The organism is Streptomyces mirabilis, from assembly GCF_039503195.1.
GTDB classification, from domain to species: domain Bacteria; phylum Actinomycetota; class Actinomycetes; order Streptomycetales; family Streptomycetaceae; genus Streptomyces; species Streptomyces mirabilis_D.
This window is the reverse complement of sequence record NZ_JBCJKP010000001.1, coordinates 6,593,594-6,615,411: the sequence shown is the minus strand read 5'-3', so window position 1 is coordinate 6,615,411 and position 21,818 is coordinate 6,593,594. Positions and strand designations below refer to the sequence as shown.

Below are 21,818 nucleotides of genomic sequence, written 5' to 3'. Positions count from 1 at the left end.
CATCAATTGAGGAACCCCGACGAAGCGCCAGCCAGGTCCGCGAGAGCGGCGCCGGTTTAGGCGCAACATGCGACGGGCCGGGGCGACATGGCGCGCCCCGGCCCATCTACGGCACCCGCACGGCCGTACGCTGATTACCTTGACGCGTCCGTATATCGGTGCCGCTTCGGTCAAGTTGCCTGCGTGTTAACGAAGTTCGCCATCATTTGCGCGGTTATGTCGCCCGCTCGGGCGGTTCCTCCGGCGGTACGACCCGCTTCTCCTCGGCGAAATGACAGGCCGAGTCGTGCGCGGCCGGGCCCTCCACGAAGCGGAACTCCGCGGGCACCGCGAGCGCCGGCACCTCCAGCGCGCAGCGCTCCTGGGCCTTCCAGCAGCGGGTGCGGAAGCGGCAGCCGGAGGGGATGTTCGCCGGGGAGGGCACGTCTCCGGCGAGGATGATCCGCTCCCGGCGCTCGCGGGCCTCCGGGTCGGGGACGGGCACGGCGGAGAGCAGGGCCTGCGTGTACGGGTGCGTCGGGTGGTCGTAGATCTCGGCGTCCCTGCCGGTCTCCACGATCCGTCCGAGGTACATCACGCCGACCCGGTCGGAGATGTGCCGCACGATGGAGAGGTCGTGCGCGATGAAGACGTAGCTCAGGTCGAACTCGTCCTGCAGCCGCTCCATCAGGTTGATCACCTGCGCCTGCACCGAGACGTCGAGCGCCGAGACGGGCTCGTCGGCGACGATGATCTCGGGGCGCAGCGCCAACCCCCGCGCGATGCCGATGCGTTGGCGCTGGCCGCCGGAGAACTGGTGCGGGTAGCGGTTGATGTACTCGGGGTTGAGGCCGACCACGTCCAGCAGGTCCTGGACGCGCTTCCTGCGGTCACCCTTGGGCGCGACCTCGGGGTGGATCTCGTAGGGCTCCCCGATGATGTCGCCGACCGTCATGCGCGGGTTGAGCGAGGTGTACGGGTCCTGGAAGACCATCTGGATGTTGCGGCGTACGGCCTTGAGCGCCCTGCCGGACAGTCGGGTGATGTCCTCGCCCTTGTACTTGATCGTCCCGTCCGTCGGTTTCTCCAGGTTGACCAGCATCCTGGCGACCGTCGACTTGCCGCAGCCGGACTCGCCGACGATGCCGAGGGTCTCGCCCGCGGCGAGTTCGAAGTCGACCCCGTCGACGGCCCTGACCGCGCCGATCTGCTTCTTGAAGAGGATCCCCCGCGTCAGCGGGTAGTGCTTGACCAGGCCGCTGACCTCCAGAATCGCCTCAGTCATCGAGGCACTCCCGCCAGAAGAAGCAGGCGCTGGTGCGGGCCCCGGCTTCCTGGTCCACCTCTGCGCGGTCCACCCCTTCGCGGTCCACCTCGAACAGCGGCGGCACCTCGGCGCGGCAGATGTCCTGGGCCATCGGACAGCGCGGGTTGAAGGCGCAACCGGGCGGGATGTGCATCAGGTTGGGCGGCAGGCCCTTGATCGCGTAGAGCTCCTGGCCCTTCTGGTCGAGGCGCGGGATCGACTCCAGGAGGCCCTTGGTGTACGGGTGGGCGGGGGCCTTGTAGATGTCGTGGACCGGCGCGGACTCGACGATCCGGCCCGCGTACATGACGGCGATCCGGTCGGCGACGTCCGCGACGACGCCGAGGTCGTGGGTGATGAGGATGAGCCCCATGTCGAGCTCGCGCTGCAACTCGGCGAGCAGGTCCATGACCTGGGCCTGGACGGTGACGTCGAGGGCGGTGGTCGGCTCGTCGGCGATGATCAGGGCGGGCTCCAGGGCCAGCGCCATGGCGATCATGATGCGCTGGCGCATACCCCCGGAGAACTGGTGCGGATAGTCGCGCACCCGGTCGGCGGCGGCCGGGATGCGCACCCGGTCCATCAGCTCGATCGCCCTGGCGCGGGCGTCCTTGCGGGACATCCCGCGGTGCACGGTGAACATCTCGCCCAGCTGGTCGCCGACGCTGAGCACGGGATTGAGGGAGGACAGCGCGTCCTGGAAGATCATCGCCATCTCGGCGCCGCGGACCTTGCGCCGCTCGTCCTCCTTGAGCTTCAGCAGGTCCCGGCCCTGGAAGAGGATCTCGCCGCCGGTGATCCGCCCGGGCGGCATGTCGAGGATGCCCATCACGGCCTGCGCGGTGACGGACTTGCCGGAACCGGACTCGCCGAGGACCGCGAGCGTCTCGCCCTCGTCCACGCCGTAGTCGACCCCGTTCACGGCCTTGGCGACCCCGTCCCGGGTGCGGAACTCCACGTGCAGATCGCGTACTTCGAGCAGCACGGCCGTCACCTCAGCTTCGGGTCGAGGGCGTCGCGCACCGCGTCGCCGAGCATGATGAACGCGAGCACGGTGATCGCGAGGGCGCCGGCGGGCCACAGCAGCATGTGCGGGGCCGTGCGGATGTAGGCGGAGGCCGAGGAGATGTCGATGCCCCAGCTGACCGTGGGGGGCTTCAGGCCCACGCCGAGGTAGGAGAGCGTCGCCTCCAGCGCGATGTAGGTGCCGAGCGCGATGGTGGCGACGACGATGACCGGCGCGACGGCGTTGGGGGTGATGTGCCGGAGCATCAGGCGGGAGTTCGAGGCGCCGAGGGCACGGGCGGCCTGGACGTAGTCGTTCTGCTTGATGGTGATGACGGAGCCGCGGGCGATGCGCGAGATCTGGGGCCAGCCGAGCAGCACCATGAACCCGATGACCGGCCAGATGGTGTTGCTGGTCACCACGGAGAGGAGGACCAGGCCGCCGAGCACGACGGGGATCGCGAAGAAGATGTCGGTGATCCGGGAGAGGACCGAGTCGCCCACTCCGCCGAAGAACCCGGCGAGCCCGCCGAGCACCGAGCCGAGGATCGCGACGCCGAGGGTGGCGCAGACGCCGACGCTGATCGACACGCGGGTCCCGTACACCACCCGTGTGTAGACGTCGCAGCCCTGCCCGTCGAACCCGAAGGGATGTCCCGGCTGCGAGCCCTCCTGGGCCTTGGCGAGGTCGCACTTGAGGGGGTTCTGGGTGGCGATCAGCGAGGGCCACAGGGAGATGACGACCAGGAAGAGGATGAGGAGCCCGGAGACGATGAAGACGGGGTTGCGCCGCAGATCGCGCCAGGCGTCGGACCACAGGCTCCTGGGCTTCTCCTGGGGGCCCGTGCCCTCGGGGCCGCCCGGTGTCCGCTCCAGGGTGGCGCCCTCGCTCGTGGCGAGGTCCATGGCGCCGCCCGCGCCGGTCGCGGCGATGGCGCCCTCCCGCTGGTACGGCGGCGGCTGCTCAGGCATAGCGGATCCTCGGGTCGAGTACGGCGTAGAGGAGGTCGACGAGCAGGTTGGCGACCAGGAACACGAGCACGAGGACGGTCACGAAGCCGACCACGGTCTGGGTGTTCTGCCGCACGATCCCCTGGTAGAGCTGGTAGCCGACGCCGTGGATGTTGAAGATCCGCTCGGTGACGATCGCGCCGCCCATGAGCGCGCCGATGTCCGTGCCGATGAAGGTGACCACGGGGATCAGCGAGTTGCGCAGCAGGTGCTTGGTGATCACCCGGTGCCGGGGCAGACCCTTGGCGACGGCCGTACGGACGTAGTCGGACCGCTTGTTCTCGGCGATGGAGGTCCGGGTGAGCCGGGTGACGTAGGCGAGGGAGACGGAGGCGAGGACCAGTCCCGGCACGATCAGTTCGCCGAAGGTCGCGTCCGTGGAGACCGAGGGTCGGATCCAGCCCCACTCGACACCGAAGAGCAGTTGCAAAAGCAATCCGGTGACGAAGGTCGGGATCGAGATGACGACGAGGGTGAGCAGCAGGACACCGGTGTCGACGGGCCGGCCGCGGCGCAGTCCGGTGACGACGCCCAGCAGGATGCCGATGACGATCTCGAAGAGGATCGCGACGATCGTCAGCCGGATGGTGACGGGGAAGGAGTCGGCCATCAGCTCGGTCACCGGCTGCCCGGTGAAGGCGGTGCCGAAGTCGCCGGTGAAGACATTGCCCATGTACGTGAGGTATTGCTGCCACAGCGGCTTGTCGAGGCCGAACTCCTTGCGCAGCTGGGCGGCGGTGGCGGGGTCGCACTGCCGCTCGCCGCACAGGCCCGCGATGGGGTCGCCCATCACGTTCACCATCAGGAAGATCAACAGCGTGGCGCCGATGAAGACCGGGATCATCTGGAGCAGACGCCGGATCACATACCGTCCCATGAGGGCTCCGGAGGTAGTACGGGGCCCACGTCCGGGTTCGCTTCAGCAACCCGGCGTGCACCCCGTGGACGGCTCAGCTGACCTTGATCTCGTTGTAGACGGGCACGCTGAACTGGTTGAGCGCCACGTTGGAGATCCTGTCCGAGTAGCCGGCGCTGCCGTTCTGGTACCAGAGCGGGATGGCGGCCATGTTGTCCCGTACGACCCCTTCGGCCTGCTGGAAGAGCTGGATGGCCTTGGCCTTGTCGGTAGCGGCGTTCGCCCGGTCGACGAGCTTGTCGAACTCCTTGTTCGACCACTTGCCGTCGTTGGAGGAGGCGTTCGTGTAGTACAGCGGCTGGAGGAAGTTCTGGATCAGCGGGTAGTCCATCTGCCAGCCGGCCCGGAACGGACCCGGCATCTTGTGCTGCCCGATCTGGTTGCGGAAGTCGGCGAAGGTGCCGATCGGGTTGCCGACGCAGGCCTTGTCGTTGCCCAGCGCGTTGTTGATGGAGTTGCAGACGGCGTCGATCCACTCCTTGTGGGAGCCGCTGTCCGCGTTGTACGAGATCTTGATCTGGCCGCCGGGCAGTCCGCCGCCGTCCTGGATCAGCTTCTTCGCCTGCGCGGGGTCGTACCGGCAGGAGGCGCCGCACAGGCCGTCCTGGAAGCCGCCGGCCGCGCCGAGCACCGGTGAGGTCCAGTCGGAGGCCGGGGTGCGGGTCTTCTGGAAGATCGTGCTGGTGATCTGGTCCCGGTTGATCGCCATGGACAGACCCTTGCGGACGTTCTCCATGCCGCTCTTGTCCCAGGCCTGGTCGTAGAAGGGGAAGGCGATGGTCTGGATGATGCCGGCCGGGGTGTTGATGTAGCGGCCGCCGAGATCCTTCTTCACGTTCTTGAGCTGGGCGGCGGGCACGTCGTCGACGAGGTCGAGGTTGCCCGCCATCAGGTCGGTGTAGGCGGTGTTGTTGTCGGTGTAGACCTTCAGGTCCACCCCGCCGTTCTGCGCCTTGTCCGTCCCCGGGTACGCGTCCCACTTCCGCAGGGACATCATCGAGCCCTTGGTGTACGAGTCGACGGTGTAGGGCCCGTTGCCGACCGGCTTCTTCAGCCAGGCCGCGTGGTCGCTGAAGAACGCCTTGGGCAGCGGCGCGAACGCCACGTAGCCGAGGGTGTCGGGGAAGGTCGAGAACTTCTGGTTGAGCTTGACGGTGAAGGTGTGGGCGCCGGTGACCTTCAGCCCCGACAGCGTGTCCGCGCTCTGCGTTCCCGTCTCGGGGTGGACCTTGTCGTAGCCCTCGATGTACCCGAAGAAGTACGCGTTCTTCTGGTTGTTCTTGAGACTGGCCCCGTAGTTCCAGGCGTCCACGAAGGACTGCGCGGTGACGGGCTCTCCGTTGCTGAACGTCCAGCCGTCCTTGACGGTGATCGTGAAGTTCTGCGAGTCCGAGGTGTCGATCTTCTGCGCCAGCATGTTCTGGGCGGCGCCGGTCCTGGCGTCGTACCGCTTCAGACCCCGGAAGATCATGTCGAGGACCTTGCCGCCCTGCACCTCGTTGGTGTTGGACGGCTCCAGCGGGTTCTGCGGGTCCCCCCAGGAGGAACTGAGCACTCCGGACGCGCCGCCGCTGCCGCCGCCTCCGCCGCCTCCGCCGCCTCCGCAGGCCGTCGCCACGAGGGCCACCGCCGCCGCGCCCACGGCCCATGTGGCGTGCGTCGCTCCACGCATGGAGTGCCTCCCAGAGTGCGCTGCCGCCAGCGCCGCGGCGCTGTTCCATTACCGGCCAATATCAACCGGCAACGCACATACCGCACATTCAGGCCACCCGTACGTGGAGTCACACACCCGCATGTGTCAGGCGCGCGCGACCAACTCCACCTCGAAGCCGTCCACGTCCTCCAGGTACGCGGCGCAGTGCTCCGGACCGCCCGCGTGCGGATAGCGGTCCGGAAAGAGGGGTGACCAGCCGTGGCGGGGCGCCTCGGCCACGAGCCGGTCGAGTTCGGTGCGGTCCGGCACGTGGAAGGCGAGGTGGTTCAGGCCGGGGCGCAGACGGTCGTGGGAGTCCGTCGTCAGCGCGGGCGACTGCTCGACGACGAGATAGGTCTCGTCCCGGCGCCAACTGCGGCCGTGCGGCCACTCCTGGTACGGCTCACAGCCCAGGCTCTCCAGCAGCCATCCCCAGGAGCGGACCGCGCGCTCCAGGTCCGGCACCCACAGTTCGACGTGATGCAGCATCTTCCCCCACCTGACCCCCGCCCGGCCCCCGCCCGATCTTCTCCCACCCGTTCCCGCCCCACCCGAAAACGCCGGTTCCCGGCACCGCGGTGGCGGTGCCGGGAACCGGCCTGTCGATCACGGGACGCACGGCGCTCAGGCCGCGTGCACGACGTCCTTCTCCTCGGCGAAGTGGCACGCCGACTCATGGGCCGCCGGCGAGTCCACGCCCATGAACACCTGGGGCACCGCGAGGATCGGGGTCTCCGCGGCGCACTTGTCCTGCGCCTTCCAGCACCGGGTGCGGAAGCTGCAGCCCGACGGCGGGTTGGCCGGGGACGGCACGTCACCGGTCAGGATGATCCGCTCGCGGTGCTCACGGGCCTCCGGGTCCGGCATCGGCACGGCCGACAGCAGCGCCTGGGTGTAGGGGTGCGTCGGGTGGTCGTAGATCTGCTCGTCGCTGCCGATCTCCGCCATCTTGCCGAGGTACATCACGCCGACCCGGTCCGAGATGTGCCGGACGATCGACAGGTCGTGCGCGATGAAGAGGTAGGACAGGTTGAACTCGTCCTGGAGCCGCTCCATCAGGTTGATGACCTGCGCCTGCACCGACACGTCGAGCGCCGACACCGGCTCGTCGCAGATGATGATCTCGGGGTTGAGCGCGAGACCGCGGGCGATGCCGATGCGCTGACGCTGACCGCCCGAGAACTGGTGCGGGTAACGGTTGATGTACTCGGGGTTGAGGCCGACCACGTCCAGCAGTTCCTGGACCTTGCGCCGCCGGTCGCCCTTCGGAGCCACCTCGGGGTGGATGTCGAAGGGCTCACCGATGATGTCGCCCACCGTCATACGGGGGTTGAGCGAGGTGTACGGGTCCTGGAAGACCATCTGGATGTTGCGGCGCACGGCCTTCAGAGCGCGCCCGGACAGCTTGGTGATGTCCTGGCCCTTGTAGAAGATCTCGCCCGCGGTGGCCCGCTCCAGGTTCATCAGGAGCTTGGCCACGGTGGACTTGCCGCAGCCGGACTCGCCCACGATGCCCAGCGTCTCGCCCTGGTGCAGATCGAAGGAGATGCCGTCGACGGCCTTCACCGCGCCGATGTGCCGCTTGAACAGGATGCCCTGGGTGAGCGGGAAGTGCTTCACCAGGTTGCGCACCTGAAGGATCGGCTCGCCACGGTCCACCGGCGCCTCGATCGCGGCGACCGCCTCCGTTTCGGAGTGGGCGTCGACGACCTCCACGTCGGAGACGTTCGGGGTGGCCTCCTGCTCGTCGTTCTTGCTGAGCTCAGCCATGGATCGTCTCCTTCCAGAAGTGGCAGGCCGAACCGCGGCCGACCAGCTCGGTGCCGTCCTGCTCGCTCACCGGGAGCAGCGCCGGCACGTCGGTGCGGCAGATGTCCTGGGCCTTGGGGCAGCGCGGGTTGAACGCGCAACCCGTCGGAATGCGCAGCAGGTTGGGCGGCAGCCCCTTGATCGCGTACAGCTCCTGGCCCTTCTGGTCCAGGCGCGGGATCGAGTCCAGCAGACCCCGCGTGTACGGGTGCGCGGGGCGCTTGTACAGCTCGTGGACCGGGGCGCGCTCCACGATCCGGCCCGCGTACATCACGGCGATCTTGTCCGCGACGTCGGCGACGACGCCGAGGTCGTGGGTGATCAGGATCAGGCCCATGTTGTACTCGCGCTGAAGGTCCGCGAGCAGGTCCATGACCTGGGCCTGGACCGTCACGTCGAGCGCCGTGGTGGGCTCGTCCGCGATGATCAGGTCCGGCTCCAGGGCCAGCGCCATCGCGATCATGATGCGCTGGCGCATACCGCCCGAGAACTGGTGGGGGTAGTCGTTCACGCGGGCCGCGGAGGCCGGGATCTTCACCCGGTCCATCAGCTCGATCGCCTTGGCCTTGGCCTCCTTCTTGGAGAGGCCCTGGTGCACCCGGAACATCTCGCCGAGCTGGTAGCCGACGGACAGGACCGGGTTGAGCGAGCTGAGCGCGTCCTGGAAGATCATGGCGATCTTCTGTCCGCGGATCTTGCGGCGCTCCTCGCCGGACATCTTGAGCATGTCCTGGCCGCGGAAGAGGATCTCGCCCTGCGGGATCCTCGCCGGCGGCATGTCGAGGATGCCCATGATCGCCTGCGCGGTCACGGACTTGCCGGAGCCGGACTCGCCGAGCACGGCGAGGGTCTCGCCCGCGCTGACGCTGTAGTTGACGCCGTTGACCGCCTTGGCCACGCCCTCGCGGGTGTGGAACTCGACGTGCAGGTCACGCACTTCGAGCAGCGGCCCGTCGTCGGCGCCGCCCTTACGCGGGGCGGGCACCGGGACGGAGTCTTCTTCGATGATGGTCACGTACGCCTCCCTCAGCGCAGCTTCGGGTCGAGGGCGTTACGGACGGCCTCACCGAGCATGATGAACGCCAGCACCGTGATGCTGAGCATGATCGACGGGTACAGCATGATCCACTGCGCCACGCGAATCTGGTTGCCGCCGTCCGAGATGTCGTTGCCCCAGGACACGCCGTTGAGGCCGAGTCCGAGGAAGGACAGGGTCGCCTCGGCGGAGATGTAGACACCGAGCGAGATGGTGGAGACGACGATCACGGGGGCGAGGGTGTTCGGCAGGATGTGCCGGAACATGATCCGCGGGGTGCTCGCACCCAGGGCCTTGGCCGCGTGTACGTAGTCGGCCTGCTTGGTGGTGATCACCGCGCCGCGCATCACGCGGGCGATCTGCGTCCAGCCGAAGGCGGCCAGCGCCCCGATGACGACCCAGGTCGTGCGGTCCGGGAAGGAGGTCAGCACGACCATGGTGGCGAGCAGGAACGGGATGCCGAAGAAGACGTCCGTCAGGCGCGACAGGATCGAGTCGACGATGCCGCCGAAGTATCCGGCGATCATGCCCATCAGGCCACCCACGACCGTCACCGCGAGGGTGGTGCCGAAGCCCACGGCCACGGAGGCCCGGGTGCCGTAGATCGTACGGGCGTAGACACTGCGGCCCTGCTGGTCGTAGCCCAGCCAGTCCGCGGAGAACACGTGGCCCCACTTCGGCTTCTGCAGGAAGTGCTTGGCCAGATCGCCCTTGATCGGGTCGGCGTCGGTGAACAGCCCCGGGAAGAAGGTGATGGTCAGCAGCAGCAGGATCAGCACCGCCGAGACCCCGAAGATCCAGCTGTGCCGGAGGTCGTTCCAGGCGTCGCCCCACAGGCTGCGGGACTTCTCCGGCTTGGCCGCGGGGACCGCCACCGGGGTGGTCCCGCCGTCGGTCGCCACCGCCGTCTGCACGTCGGTCTTGGTCACGTCAGGCATAGCGAATCCTCGGGTCCAGGACCGCGTACAGCAGGTCGACGAGCAGGCTGGCGAGGAGGTAGACCAGCACCAGGATGGTCACCAGACCGACGAGCGTGGTGCCTTCGCGCCGCACGATGGACTGGTAGATCGTGCCGCCGATGCCCTGGATGTTGAACAGGCCCTCGGTGACGACGGCTCCGCCCATCAGCGCGCCGATGTCGGTGCCCAGGTAGGTGATCACGGGGATCAGCGAGTTGCGCATGAGGTGGACACCCACCACACGACGCCGCGGCAGGCCCTTGGCGATGGCCGTACGGATGTAGTCGGCGCGCAGGTTCTCGGCGACCGACGTACGGGTGAGCCGGGTCACATAGGCCAGTGAGGCGGTCGCGAGGACGAACGCCGGCATCAGCAACTCGTTGTAGTTCGTGGAGTCGTTCACGTTCGGCGGCAGCCAGTTGAGCTGGAAGGCGAAGACGACCTTCAGGATGAAGCCGAGAACGAACACCGGAACGGAGATCAGCAGCAGCGAGACCAGCAGGATCGCGTTGTCCGCGAACCGCCCGGCGCGCATGCCCGCCCAGACGCCCAGGATCAAGCCCAGGACCAACTCGATGGCGAAGGCCAGCCCGCCAAGACGGAGGGTCACCGGGAACGCCTCGCCGAGCACGTCCGTGACGGGGCGGCCGCTCGCGATCTGCGTGCCGAAGTCGAAGTGAAGGATCATGTCCTTCATGTAGTGGTAGTACTGCACCAGGATCGGCTGGTCCAGGCCGTACTGATGTCTCAGTGAGGCGATGACGGCGGGGCTTCCGCCCTTGTCGCCGAACAGGCCTCGCACGGGGTCGCCGGGCAGGGCGTAGACCATGAGAAAGATCAGCAGGGTTGTCCCGATGAAGACCGGGATCATCTGGAGCAGTCGTCGTGCGACGTAGCGCCCCATCGTGCCTCCATGTAGTTACTACGACGACAGCCGACGGGCCCTTTCCCCGCGCACCCCTGAACGATGCGCGTGGAAAGGGCCCCCCGGCCGCTGCCGTCCCCGGGTGCGGCGCACGAGGCGGCGCCGCACCCGGGATCACGGGCTGATTGCGGTTACTTCTTGACCTGAACGCCGGTCAGGATCGGGTCGCCGTCCTGGGCGTACGCGACGCCGGTGACCTTGTCCGAGTAGCCCGCGTTGACCTTGTAGTACCAGAGCGGAATGCTCGGCATGTAGTTGACGAGCTCCTTCTCGATGTCCTGGTACTTCTTCTCCGAGTCCGCGAGCGAGCTGGCCGTGTCGGCAGCGGCGATGTCGGCGTCGATCTTCTTGTTCGAGAAGCCGCTCTGGTTGCCGTCCGACTTGCTGCCGTACAGGTCACGGATGAAGTTGGCGTTCATCGGGAAGTCGAGCACCCAGCCACTGCGGTACATGGACTTGACCTGGTGGGCGTCACGCGCGTTGAGGTCGGCCTGGAAGTCGGCCTTGGAGTCGCCGGAGCACTTGACACCGGTGGCGTTGGTGATCGAGTTGCAGACCGCCTCCACCCACTCCTTGTGACCGCCGTCAGCGTTGTACTGGATGGTGATGGCGTTGCCCGGGACGCCGCCGCCGTCCTTGATGAGCTGCTTGGCCTTGGTCGGGTTGTACGTGAAGACGTCACCGCCGACGTTCGGCTCGTAACCGAGCACACCCTTCGCGACCCAGCCGGTGGCGGGCTCACGGGTGCCCTGGAGCACCGTCTTGGTGATGGTGGCGCGGTCGATCGCCATCGACAGGCCCTGCAGGACCTTCGGGTCGATGTTCTTCCACTGCTTGGTGTAGAAGGCCGGCGCGATGGTCTGGATCGCCGAGTACGCCTTGTCCACCGCGCGGCTGCCGAGGTCCGACTTGTAGACCGGCAGGTCCTTCGGGGCGATCTGACGCAGGACGTCGACGTTGCCCGACTTCAGGTCCTCGTAGGCCGTCTCCAGGTTGGTGTAGTTCTTGAAGATCACACCACCGTTCTTGGCCTTGTCCGGACCCTGGTAGCCGTCGAACTTGGCGACCTCGATCTGCTTCTTGTGCGACCAGCTGACGAACTTGTACGGGCCGTTGCCGACCGGGTGCTCGCCCGCGGCCTTCGGGTCCTTGTAGAAGGACTCGGGCAGCGGCGAGAAGACCTCGTAGCCGAGCTTGTAGACGTAGTAGGGGATCGCCTTGGAGAGCGTGATCGTGAAGGTGTTGTCGTCGACGACCTTCAGACCGGACATCTCCGTGGCCTTCGGCTTGCCCTTCGCCGGGGCGACGTCGTCGTAGCCCGCGATGTCGGAGAACCAGAAGCTGTTGGTCTGCTTGTTCGCCGGGGCGGCCGCCCAGTTCCACGCCTTGACGTAGGACGTGGCGGTCACCGGGGTGCCGTCGTGGAACTTCCAGCCCGACTTCAGCTTGACCGTGTAGGTCTTGTTGTCCTTCGTGTCCACCGACTGGGCGTTCACGTAGACGATGTTGCCCTTGTCGTCGTAGCTGACCAGCTGCGAGAAGAGCGACTTGATGACGATGCTGCCGTTGGACTCCATGGTGTTGGCCGGCTGCAACGGGTTCTGCGGCTCGCCCACCTCGACCGAGAACTTACCGGCCGGGTCGACGGCGGCCTTGCTGTTGCTGCCCTTGTCGCCACCGCCACCACCACAGGCGGTCGCTCCCAGCGCCACAACCGCGGCTATCGCGACCCACTTGGCGCTCTTGGCACCGCGCATGGGTTCCTCCTCATGAGTCCATTGGTTCACCGCAAAAGGGAGCACTAGTCACACTGCCGACACTTGGGACGGAGAAAGTGCTGGTGCCCCCTGCGCTCGCAAGCCGACGCCACCTGAAGGCGTATGGCCCGTTGATCCGAGCTCTACGCGCCTAACTATCTGCCATGGGCCAGACCCCGACCACACTCACAAGGTCTCGGTTCGATCACACCTGACGCCTACTTCTTCCAAAATCCGGACAAAGGGTTTGCTGAAAGATCCCTGCGAAACGGACTTGTTACACATCTATCGGTCTCGACCGTCCGCATTGCGGACAGGCGGAGCGAAAAAAGAGGTTGCGGCTATCGTTGCCGTCATGTGGGGGTGCCATCGGCGTGCCCACCCACCCCGGACCGGCGGAGGCAGCTGCCCCGTTTCGCGGTCAACGGGCTTCCATGACGAGGCCGTTCGCTGATCCAGCGGGTACGTCCCCGACAGTGTGATCACGGCACCGAGACGCGCCGTGCGGCCGGAACCCACGTGATTGCAGGGTAGTGGGAACCGGCCATTTTGGAGGGCTCCTCCTCCGTAATGAAGGGTTTTCCCTACCCTCTCCTCGTTCCCCGCCCTATCGCAGCCCCGTACCGCTGTGCAAGCTGCTCGGCGCGCGCCCCAACGCGACGGGCACCCCGCGGATGCGAGGTGCCCGAAATCACTGCGGAACGGTCGAGGTCAGCCGTGCTTGGCCCGGCTGGCGGTGCGACCGCGCTCCTTCTGGTCGAGGACGACCTTGCGGATGCGCACGGCCTCCGGGGTCACCTCGACGCACTCGTCGTCGCGGCAGAACTCCAGGGACTGCTCCAGGGAGAGCTTGCGCGGCGGGACGATCGCCTCGAACGAGTCGGCGGCGGCGGAGCGCATGTTGGTGAGCTTCTTCTCCTTGGTGATGTTCACGTCCATGTCGTCGGCGCGGGAGTTCTCGCCGACGATCATGCCCTCGTACACCTCGGTGCCGGGGTCGGTGAACAGCACACCGCGCTCCTGGAGGTTCGTCATCGCGAAGGCGGTGACCGCACCGGCACGGTCGGCGACCAGCGAGCCGTTGTTGCGGGTCGTCAGCGTGCCGAACCACGGCTCGTGGCCCTCGTGGATGGAGTGGGCGATGCCCGTGCCGCGCGTGCCGGTCAGGAACTCGGTCCGGAAGCCGATGAGGCCGCGGGAGGGCACGACGAACTCCAGGCGGACCCAGCCGGAGCCGTGGTTCGACATGTTGTCCATACGGCCCTTGCGGACGCCCATGAGCTGCGTGACCGCGCCCATGTGCTCCTCGGGCACGTCGATCGTCATGCGCTCGACCGGCTCGTGCACCTTGCCGTCGATCATCTGGGTGACCACCTGCGGCTTGCCGATGGTCAGCTCGAAGCCCTCGCGGCGCATCTGCTCGACCAGGATGGCGAGCGCGAGCTCACCACGGCCCTGGACCTCCCAGGCGTCCGGACGCTCGGTGTCCAGCACCCGCAGGGAGACGTTACCGACCAGCTCGCGGTCGAGACGGTCCTTGACCTGGCGGGCGGTGACCTTGCGGTCCTTGACGGCGGCCTTCGCGGAGGCGCCCTTACCGGTGCCGCCGCGGCCGACCAGCGGCGAGGTGTTCGTACCGATGGTCATCGAGATGGCCGGCTCGTCGACCGTGATCAGCGGCAGCGCGATCGGGTTCTCGGGGTCGGCAAGCGTCTCGCCGATCATGATGTCCGGGATACCGGCGACCGCGCAGATGTCACCCGGGCCGGCCTTCTCGGCCGGCTTACGGGTGAGCGCCTCGGTCATCAGCAGTTCGGTGATGCGGACGTTGGACATCGAGCCGTCTCGCTTGATCCACGTGACGGTCTGGCCCTTGCGCAGCTCGCCCTGCTCGACGCGCAGCAGCGCGATACGGCCGAGGAAGTTGTCGGCGTCCAGGTTGGTGACGTGCGCCTGGAGCGGGGCGGACTCGTCGTAGGACGGGGCCGGGACGGACTCCAGGATCGTGGTGAAGAACGGCTCCAGGTTGTCGCTGTCCTGCGGGACCGTGCCGTTCTCCGGCTTGGTCAGGGAGGCGACGCCGTCACGCGCGCACGCGTAGACGATCGGGAACTCGATCTGGTCCTCGTCGGCGTCCAGGTCGAGGAAGAGGTCGTACGCCTCGTTCACGACCTCGTCGATGCGCGAGTCGGGACGGTCCGTCTTGTTGATGCACAGGATGACGGGCAGGCGGGCCTGCAGCGCCTTGCGCAGCACGAAGCGGGTCTGCGGCAGCGGGCCCTCGGAGGCGTCGACGAGGAGGACGACCGCGTCCACCATCGACAGACCGCGCTCGACCTCGCCACCGAAGTCGGCGTGGCCCGGGGTGTCGATGATGTTGATGGTGATGACCTCACCACCATCCTTCGGGTGGTACTTCACGGCCGTGTTCTTGGCCAGGATCGTGATGCCCTTCTCACGCTCCAGGTCGTTCGAGTCCATCATGCGGTCGTCAAGCGACTCGGCGGCGTGCGCGGCGAAGGCACCGGCCTGCTTGAGCATGGCATCGACCAGGGTGGTCTTGCCATGGTCGACGTGGGCGACGATGGCGACGTTGCGGATGTCGTGGCGCGTGGCCATATTGAGGCGCTTCTCCCGGAGTGAGTGGACGGCCTGCGCGTACGTCAGTGCTACGCGGACCCTGCCGGGCTGGACACGCCACGGCCTTACCCCATGGTACGTGGCCTTGACGGGCACGGCCTCCGCGGGCTATTCCGCGGAGGCCGTGAGCGGCGTCGATCGCCCTTCCTGCCTGCCCTTCCTACCTGTCCTTCTTCGTTGTCGTTCCCCCCTGCGCGCCCTTCTTCAGAAAGCCCATGTCCTCGTAGAGGGGGGTCTGGAACCCGAAGGCGCCGACGTTGGCGAGGTTCAGGCGGGTGGCCATGAGCTGGGGGCGCTGATACAGGGGAATCGATCCGGCGGCGGCCCAGATCCGGGCGTCGGCCTTGCGGACCAGGGAACGCGACTCGTCCTCGTCCAGCGTCGCGATGGCCTGGTCGAAGAGCTGGTCGACCTGGTCGGTGCCGACCCGGGTGTAGTTCTGCTCGACGGCGAGGGAGCCGTCCGCTGCCGGGACCGGCTTCGCGTAGATCGGGCGGGCGTCCGTGGCGGGGAAGGCCGAGGCGGGCCAGGAGTACAGCGCCAGGTCGTACTGGCCCGAGGCGATGTGGTCCTTGAAATAGCTGTCGTCCGGCACCCTGGACGTCTCGGTACGGATGCCGATGTGCTCCAGCATCCGCGAGATCTGGTCGGCGACCGTGCGCAGCGAGTCCGAGCCGGGACCCGAGGGCAGGACGAAGCGCAGCGTCAGCGCCTTGCCGTCCTTGGCGAGCGCGCCGGCCGCGGCGCCCGCCGGGGCGGCCGTGCCCTTGGGCGCGTACGCGCCGGGCGCCCCGCCCTGCCGGTTGTCCTTGGGGGCGTACTGCCTGCCGTCGAGATGCTTGCCGGCCTCGTCGTCCGCGTGCTCCTTCCCGTTCTTCCCGTGCTTGTCGGCGTGGTCCTTCGGGTCCTTCCTGTCCCGGTCGGCCTCGCCGTTCTTGTCGTCCTCGCCGACGATGAACGTTCCGTCGTCCGGGTCGGCGTCGGAGTCCGCCTTCTTGCCCTCGGGACCGGCCGCCTTGTCCTTCTCCTTCTTCTGCTGCTGTTGCTGCTCGTTCACCGGTCCCCCGGGCACCCATCCGGCATCCGCCAGCAGCGCCTGCGCCTCCTTGGTGTCCTGACCGCCGAGCGCGCCGCTGTTGTCGGCGTAGTCCGGCTGGCCGGAGAGCGCGAGGTGGCTGCCGACCGGGACGGCGGGCAGGCCCAGCGGGCCCAGGACGGCCTTGACGAGTTCGTCGCGGTTGATCGCGCGGGCGACGGCGCGGCGGACGCGCTCGTCGGCGAGCGGGCCCTCGGAGCCGTTCAGGGCCAGCTGGGTGTACGCGGGCTCGAGGGACTTGCGGACCACGAAGTCGCGCAGGGACGTCTGCTGACGGGCGTACGTCGCGATCGCCGAGCGCTGCAACTTGCGGGCCTTGATCTCGTCGGACGCGGCCTTCTCGTCGGAGCCGTGCGCGACCGCCCAGGAACGCAGCGCCGTCGCGGGCGTGAGCACGGAGCCCGGTCCCTGCGGCGGGGCGGTCCCCTTGTCACGGGCGGCGAGGGTGATCCGGCCGGCCTCTTCGGGGTCGATCTCGGCCAGGTCGACCTTGTCGGCGGCGAGCGCCTCGGCCCGCTGGTCGCGCGGGACGGCGACCAGCGCGATCTCGGAGAGCTTGGCGGGGCGGCCCCACCAGCGCGGGTTGCGGGCGAGGAGGACCTCGCCGCTCTTGTGGTCGATCGTCTGGAGGGTGAACGGGCCCGCGGTGGCCTGGAGCTTGCGGCGCGCCCCGTCGTTGAAGGCGTCCGCGGTGCCCATCACGTCCTTGGGGTACAGCGGCGAGAAGAGTGACTTCCAGTCGGCGTAGGGGCGACTGAAGGTGACGCGGACCTCCAGGTTGCTCTTGCCGCGCTCGATCTTCTCGATGCGGTCGTAGCCGGCGTTGCGGGCCGTCCAGTACGCGCTGTCCTTGCCGGACAGGGCGCGCCACTGGGCGGCGAAGTCGGCGGCGCCGATCTCGCGGCCGTCGCTCCAGACCGCCTGCTGGTTGAGCTTGTAGAGCACGACCTGCTTGGGCTCGGTCTCGACGATCTTGGCCGATTCGAGGTAGTCGGGGTTGAGCTGGGGGGCGCCGTTGGAGTCGAGGCGGTACAGGGAGGGCAGTACGGCGCCGGCGATCCGGGAGGTGCCGGCGTCGGCGTCCGCCTGGAACGTGTTGAGGGTCTGCGGTACGGCGTCCACCGCCCAGCGGAGGGTGCCGCCGTCCGCGATCCGGTCGCGGGTCGCGGGTGCGATGTCCTGCGCGGCGAGGGGCTTGGTGACCTCCTCGTCGGCGCTGCACGCGGCGAGGGCGGGTACCGCGAGTGCGCCCGCGGTGAGGAACGCGACCGAGCGCATCACCGCGCGCAGTCCGACGCCGTCGTGGGACATCACTGCAACCTCCGGTGGGGAGAACGGGGCCGGATCTGATCACTTTTGGCGGAATATGCGGTTGATCAGATGTATGTGCCCACTGAAGGGGAGGGGGAGCGTGGGGGTGCGGCGACACGACGTGGGGCACCCGGAACGCCACCCGTCCGGCCCAACGCTTCCGCCTCCGCCGCCCCTGCCGGCCGGCGGCCGTAGAACTTCGGGCGAGCGGGGATATGGGGCGCAGCCCCACCCCTGGGGGCGCGGGGAACTGCGCGACCAGCCCCCACCGGCCGGCAGCCGAGCGGCCACGGCCGAACGGGGATCCGGGGCGCGGCCCCGGGCCAGGGAGCGGATTCACTCACGTGTGGATGCAAATCGGCCCCGGGGGGGCGCATTCCGGGGGCCGTGAGCCGTCAATCCGTGCAGATCCCTTCCCACGGCTCGGTGTGACGCGCAACACTCGCAGGCGCATGAACGTTGCCGCCTTGGACCGCAGGGTCCTGGAAGTGAGGGCAAGTCATGTCCGTACACGACGATTTGACGTCAGTTCAGCGATGCATCGACGACCTCGTGAGGTCGGTGGGACGCCTGGAGCAGCAGATCGGCGGAGGCGGCCTGGAGATGCGCCGCGTCCGCGCCGACGCCGACCACCTGCGCGAGAGCGTCGCCCTGCTGCGCGAGTCCGCCCCCGGCCTCTCCCCGCCCCGGCGCCCCGATCTCGTCCCGATCCCCGACACCCCGTACGACAGCTCCTTGTGGACGGACTCGGACGACGAGGGACTCGGCGCCCACGACCGCCACGCCCCGTGAGCGCCCCGGAGGCGAAAAGTTGAGCACTGGCACTGAACCCCATCCGACCCGCGGCGGCGTACACACCGGTACCCGCGCCGCGATCACCGCCCCGCATCTGCGCACCGACCGCTGGTGGCTGGCGCCCGCCGCCACCGCCGCCGGGCTGCTGGCCTTCGTCGTGTACTCGACCTGGCGCGCGTTCGCGGACACGAACTACTACTCGGCGCCGTACGTCTCGCCGTTCTACTCGCCCTGTCTGGCCGAGCGGTGCCGGACGATGCACGCGGGCCCCAACGCGGACCTCTTCGGGAGCTGGTGGGGCATCTCCCCCGCCATCATCATCCTGATCTTCCCGCTCGGCTTCCGGCTGACCTGCTACTACTACCGCAAGGCCTACTACCGCGGCTTCTGGGCGTCGCCGCCGGCCTGCGCGGTCGCCGAGCCGCACACGAAGTACACCGGCGAGACCCGCTTCCCGCTCATCCTGCAAAACGTCCACCGGTACTTCTTCTACGCCGCGATCGTCGTCGCCGGGATCCTGACCTACGACACCGTGCTCTCCTTCCGCGACGAGCACTACCGCTGGGGCCACATGGGCCTGGGCACCCTGGTCTTCCTGCTCAACATCACGCTGATCTGGGCGTACACCCTGTCCTGCCACTCCTGCCGGCACATCGTCGGCGGAAAGCTCAAGCACTTCTCCAAACATCCCGTGCGCTACCGGATGTGGCAGTGGGTCGGGAAGCTGAACGCCCGCCACATGCTGCTCGCCTGGGCGTCGCTGATCAGCGTGGCGCTCGCCGACTTCTACGTGTACCTCGTCGCGTCCGGCGCCTTCGACGATCCGCGCTTCTTCTAGCTGAGTGGGGCCCTCTGATGTCCGTGGTTGACAGGCAGGAGTGGGACGTTGTCGTGGTCGGCGCCGGTGGCGCCGGACTGCGCGCCGCCATCGAGGCGCGCGAGCGTGGCGCCCGTACGGCCGTGATCTGCAAGTCGCTGTTCGGCAAAGCCCACACGGTGATGGCCGAGGGCGGCATCGCGGCCGCGATGGGCAACGTCAACTCCGGCGACAACTGGCAGGTCCACTTCCGCGACACCATGCGGGGCGGCAAGTTCCTGAACCAGTGGCGGATGGCCGAGCTGCATGCCAAGGAAGCCCCGGACCGGGTGTGGGAGCTCGAGACCTGGGGCGCCCTGTTCGACCGTACGAAGGACGGGCGGATCTCGCAGCGCAACTTCGGCGGCCACGAGTATCCGCGGCTCGCCCACGTCGGCGACCGGACCGGACTCGAACTCATCCGGACCCTCCAGCAGAAGATCGTGTCGCTCCAGCAGGAGGACATGAAGGAGACGGGCGAGTACGAGAGCCGGCTGAAGGTGTACCAGGAGTGCACCGTCACGCGTGTGCTGAAGGACGGCAACCGCGTCTCCGGCGCGTTCTGCTACGAGCGCGAGTCCGGGCGCTTCTTCGTGCTCGAAGCTCCCTCCGTCGTCATCGCCACCGGCGGTATCGGCAAGTCGTTCAAGGTGACGTCGAACTCGTGGGAGTACACGGGCGACGGGCACGCCCTCGCGTTGCTCGCCGGGGCGCCGCTGCTCAACATGGAGTTCGTGCAGTTCCATCCGACGGGCATGGTCTGGCCGCCGTCGGTGAAGGGGATCCTGGTCACCGAGTCGGTGCGCGGGGACGGCGGGGTGCTCAGGAACTCCGACGGCAAGCGGTTCATGTTCGACTACATCCCGGACGTCTTCAAGGAGAAGTACGCGCAGTCCGAGGAGGAGGGCGACCGCTGGTACGAGGACCCGGACCACAACCGGCGTCCCCGGAGCTGCTGCCCCGCGACGAGGTCGCGCGCGCCATCAACTCCGAGGTGAAGGCGGGTCGCGGGTCGCCGCACGGCGGGGTCTTCCTCGATGTGTCGACCCGTATGCCCGCCGAGGTGATCCGGCGCCGACTTCCCTCCATGTACCACCAGTTCAAGGAGCTCGCGGACGTCGACATCACGGCGGAGGCGATGGAGGTCGGGCCCACCTGTCACTACGTGATGGGCGGCATCGCGGTCGAATCGGACTCGGCGGCCGCGCGCGGCGTACCGGGCCTGTTCGCCGCCGGTGAGGTCGCGGGCGGCATGCACGGTTCCAATCGGCTCGGCGGCAACTCCCTCTCCGACCTGCTGGTCTTCGGACGGCGGGCGGGACTGCACGCCGCCGGGTACGCCGCCGACCTGGCCGGGGACCGCCCGCCCGTGGACGACATCCAGATCGACACCGCGGCGGCCGAGGCCCTGCGGCCCTTCTCGGCCGAGGGTCCGGAGCCCGGTACGGAGAGCGGACGCCCGCCCGAGAACCCGTACACCCTCCACCAGGAACTCCAGCAGACCATGAACGACCTGGTCGGCATCATCCGCCGCGAGGCCGAGATGGAACAGGCCCTGGAGAAACTCGCCGACCTGCGGGTACGGGCACGGCGGGCCGGAGTCGAGGGCCACCGGCAGTTCAACCCCGGCTGGCACCTCGCCCTCGACCTGCGCAACATGCTCCTGGTCAGCGAATGTGTGGCCCGCGCCGCCCTGGAGCGCACGGAGTCACGCGGCGGCCACACCCGCGAGGACCATCCGACGATGGAGCGGACCTGGCGTCGCGTGAACCTCCTGTGCCAACTCACCGACCCCACGGGCGGGTTGGCGGCCACCGACCCGGTGCACGGCCAGATCGACCTCAGCCGCGAGACCACCGAACCCATTCGTCCCGACCTGCTCGCCCTCTTCGAGAAGGAGGAGCTGGTCAAGTACCTCGCCGAAGAGGAGCTCTACGAGTGAGCAGCTACGAGGCCCGCTTCAAGGTGTGGCGCGGGGATGTGAAGGGCGGCGGCCTGGAGGACTTCGCGGTCGAGGTCAACGACGGTGAGGTGGTGCTCGACATCATCCACCGGCTCCAGGCGACCCAGGCCCCGGACCTGGCCGTCCGCTGGAACTGCAAGGCGGGCAAGTGCGGTTCGTGCTCGGCGGAGATCAACGGACGCCCCCGGCTGCTGTGCATGACACGCATGTCGGTGTTCACGCGGGAGGAGACGATCACCGTCACACCGCTGCGCGCCTTCCCGGTCGTCCGGGATCTCGTCACGGACGTGGGCTTCAACTACGCGAAGGCACGCCAGATCCCCGCCTTCGTCCCCCCGGCCGGTCTCGGCCCCGGCGAGTACCGCATGCAGCAGGAGGACGTGGACCGCTCGCAGGAGTTCCGCAAGTGCATCGAGTGCTTCCTGTGCCAGGACACCTGCCATGTCGTGCGCGACCACGAGGAGAACAAGCCGGCGTTCGCGGGCCCGCGCTTCCTGATGCGCGTCGCCGAACTGGACATGCACCCGCTGGACGCGGCCTCCGACACCGGCCTGGACCGCAAGCGCACCGCCCAGGACGAGCACGGCCTCGGCTACTGCAACATCACCAAGTGCTGCACGGAGGTCTGCCCCGAGGGCATCAAGATCACGGACAACGCCCTGATCCCCTTGAAGGAACGCGCGGTCGACCGCAAGTACGACCCGCTGGTGTGGCTGGGTTCGAAGATCAGAAGGCGGGATTCGTCTTCATAGGACCCTTGG

At 68.1% G+C, this 21,818-nt stretch carries 16 protein-coding genes and 1 pseudogene; 4 read left to right on the top strand and 13 right to left on the bottom strand.

The genetic code is table 11. From position 1 onward, the window contains the following. Window positions 1-214 precede the first annotated feature (214 nt). The 13 genes from AAFF41_RS30580 to AAFF41_RS30520 form a co-directional block, all read right to left on the bottom strand. Window positions 215-1,264, bottom strand: a complete 1,050-nt coding sequence (locus AAFF41_RS30580) for an ABC transporter ATP-binding protein (RefSeq protein ID WP_319746627.1) — start codon at window positions 1,262-1,264, stop codon at window positions 215-217. Continuing rightward, the gene (locus AAFF41_RS30575; protein WP_319746629.1) at window positions 1,257-2,270 is read right to left on the bottom strand and encodes an ABC transporter ATP-binding protein; all 1,014 of its coding nucleotides are present in this window, start codon (window positions 2,268-2,270) and stop codon (window positions 1,257-1,259) included. Before AAFF41_RS30575 ends, AAFF41_RS30580 begins: the two co-directional genes overlap by 8 nt. 5 nt (window positions 2,271-2,275) lie before the next feature. Further along, window positions 2,276-3,262: an ABC transporter permease gene (locus tag AAFF41_RS30570; protein WP_075028759.1), complete on the bottom strand. Its 987-nt coding sequence runs from the start codon at window positions 3,260-3,262 to the stop codon at window positions 2,276-2,278. Next, window positions 3,255-4,178: an ABC transporter permease gene (locus AAFF41_RS30565; protein WP_054228241.1), complete on the bottom strand. Its 924-nt coding sequence runs from the start codon at window positions 4,176-4,178 to the stop codon at window positions 3,255-3,257. Before AAFF41_RS30565 ends, AAFF41_RS30570 begins: the two co-directional genes overlap by 8 nt. A gap of 73 nt (window positions 4,179-4,251) precedes the next feature. Beyond that, complete coding sequence (locus tag AAFF41_RS30560; RefSeq protein WP_319746631.1) at window positions 4,252-5,889, bottom strand: peptide ABC transporter substrate-binding protein; 1,638 nt, start codon at window positions 5,887-5,889, stop codon at window positions 4,252-4,254. 126 nt (window positions 5,890-6,015) lie between these two features. Continuing rightward, window positions 6,016-6,399: a VOC family protein gene (locus AAFF41_RS30555; RefSeq protein WP_319746633.1), complete on the bottom strand. Its 384-nt coding sequence runs from the start codon at window positions 6,397-6,399 to the stop codon at window positions 6,016-6,018. Between the two features lie 135 nt (window positions 6,400-6,534). After that, the gene (locus tag AAFF41_RS30550; protein WP_319746635.1) at window positions 6,535-7,680 is read right to left on the bottom strand and encodes an ABC transporter ATP-binding protein; all 1,146 of its coding nucleotides are present in this window, start codon (window positions 7,678-7,680) and stop codon (window positions 6,535-6,537) included. Beyond that, window positions 7,673-8,734 carry an ABC transporter ATP-binding protein gene (locus AAFF41_RS30545; protein WP_054228245.1) on the bottom strand — a complete coding sequence of 354 codons (1,062 nt, stop codon included), beginning with the start codon at window positions 8,732-8,734 and terminating at the stop codon, window positions 7,673-7,675. The genes AAFF41_RS30550 and AAFF41_RS30545 overlap by 8 nt, the downstream gene beginning before the upstream one ends. Window positions 8,735-8,745: 11 nt before the next feature. Continuing rightward, the gene (locus AAFF41_RS30540; protein WP_319746638.1) at window positions 8,746-9,693 is read right to left on the bottom strand and encodes an ABC transporter permease; all 948 of its coding nucleotides are present in this window, start codon (window positions 9,691-9,693) and stop codon (window positions 8,746-8,748) included. After that, entirely contained in the window at window positions 9,686-10,618 is a 933-nt protein-coding gene (locus AAFF41_RS30535) for an ABC transporter permease (protein WP_319746640.1), read from the bottom strand. Before AAFF41_RS30535 ends, AAFF41_RS30540 begins: the two co-directional genes overlap by 8 nt. Window positions 10,619-10,770: 152 nt before the next feature. Further along, on the bottom strand, window positions 10,771-12,396 hold the full coding sequence (locus AAFF41_RS30530; RefSeq protein ID WP_319746642.1) for a peptide ABC transporter substrate-binding protein: 1,626 nt from the start codon (window positions 12,394-12,396) through the stop codon (window positions 10,771-10,773). Between the two features lie 711 nt (window positions 12,397-13,107). Beyond that, window positions 13,108-15,015, bottom strand: a complete 1,908-nt coding sequence (gene typA, locus AAFF41_RS30525) for a translational GTPase TypA (RefSeq protein ID WP_054228249.1) — start codon at window positions 15,013-15,015, stop codon at window positions 13,108-13,110. Window positions 15,016-15,196: 181 nt separating this feature from the next. Next, window positions 15,197-17,443: an ABC transporter family substrate-binding protein gene (locus AAFF41_RS30520; RefSeq protein WP_343324948.1), complete on the bottom strand. Its 2,247-nt coding sequence runs from the start codon at window positions 17,441-17,443 to the stop codon at window positions 15,197-15,199. Window positions 17,444-17,944: 501 nt separating this feature from the next. Here AAFF41_RS30520 and AAFF41_RS30515 point away from each other — a divergent pair. The 4 genes and pseudogenes from AAFF41_RS30515 to AAFF41_RS30495 all read left to right on the top strand — a co-directional run bounded on the left by AAFF41_RS30515 (window position 17,945) and on the right by AAFF41_RS30495 (window position 21,809). Beyond that, complete coding sequence (locus AAFF41_RS30515) at window positions 17,945-18,235, top strand: hypothetical protein (RefSeq protein ID WP_054228251.1); 291 nt, start codon at window positions 17,945-17,947, stop codon at window positions 18,233-18,235. A 19-nt stretch (window positions 18,236-18,254) separates the two neighbouring features. Continuing rightward, window positions 18,255-19,076 carry a hypothetical protein gene (locus AAFF41_RS30510; RefSeq protein ID WP_319746647.1) on the top strand — a complete coding sequence of 274 codons (822 nt, stop codon included), beginning with the start codon at window positions 18,255-18,257 and terminating at the stop codon, window positions 19,074-19,076. A gap of 17 nt (window positions 19,077-19,093) precedes the next feature. After that, a pseudogene (locus tag AAFF41_RS51705) lies at window positions 19,094-21,036 on the top strand (fumarate reductase/succinate dehydrogenase flavoprotein subunit). Further along, the gene (locus AAFF41_RS30495; RefSeq protein WP_343324947.1) at window positions 21,033-21,809 is read left to right on the top strand and encodes a succinate dehydrogenase/fumarate reductase iron-sulfur subunit; all 777 of its coding nucleotides are present in this window, start codon (window positions 21,033-21,035) and stop codon (window positions 21,807-21,809) included. Before AAFF41_RS51705 ends, AAFF41_RS30495 begins: the two are co-directional and overlap by 4 nt. Window positions 21,810-21,818 lie beyond the last annotated feature (9 nt).

Excerpts from the sequence above, each read along its gene's own strand:
- AAFF41_RS30580 (WP_319746627.1), bottom strand. The coding sequence starts at position 1,264 with ATGACTGAGGCGATTCTGGAGGTCAGCGGCCTGGTCAAGCACTACCCG.
- AAFF41_RS30570 (WP_075028759.1), bottom strand. The coding sequence starts at position 3,262 with ATGCCTGAGCAGCCGCCGCCGTACCAGCGGGAGGGCGCCATCGCCGCG.
- AAFF41_RS30565 (WP_054228241.1), bottom strand. The coding sequence starts at position 4,178 with ATGGGACGGTATGTGATCCGGCGTCTGCTCCAGATGATCCCGGTCTTC.
- AAFF41_RS30560 (WP_319746631.1), bottom strand. The coding sequence starts at position 5,889 with ATGCGTGGAGCGACGCACGCCACATGGGCCGTGGGCGCGGCGGCGGTG.
- AAFF41_RS30555 (WP_319746633.1), bottom strand. The coding sequence starts at position 6,399 with ATGCTGCATCACGTCGAACTGTGGGTGCCGGACCTGGAGCGCGCGGTC.
- AAFF41_RS30550 (WP_319746635.1), bottom strand. The coding sequence starts at position 7,680 with ATGGCTGAGCTCAGCAAGAACGACGAGCAGGAGGCCACCCCGAACGTC.
- AAFF41_RS30540 (WP_319746638.1), bottom strand. The coding sequence starts at position 9,693 with ATGCCTGACGTGACCAAGACCGACGTGCAGACGGCGGTGGCGACCGAC.
- AAFF41_RS30535 (WP_319746640.1), bottom strand. The coding sequence starts at position 10,618 with ATGGGGCGCTACGTCGCACGACGACTGCTCCAGATGATCCCGGTCTTC.
- AAFF41_RS30530 (WP_319746642.1), bottom strand. The coding sequence starts at position 12,396 with ATGCGCGGTGCCAAGAGCGCCAAGTGGGTCGCGATAGCCGCGGTTGTG.
- typA (WP_054228249.1), bottom strand. The coding sequence starts at position 15,015 with ATGGCCACGCGCCACGACATCCGCAACGTCGCCATCGTCGCCCACGTC.
- AAFF41_RS30520 (WP_343324948.1), bottom strand. The coding sequence starts at position 17,443 with ATGTCCCACGACGGCGTCGGACTGCGCGCGGTGATGCGCTCGGTCGCG.
- AAFF41_RS30515 (WP_054228251.1), top strand. The coding sequence starts at position 17,945 with ATGTCCGTACACGACGATTTGACGTCAGTTCAGCGATGCATCGACGAC.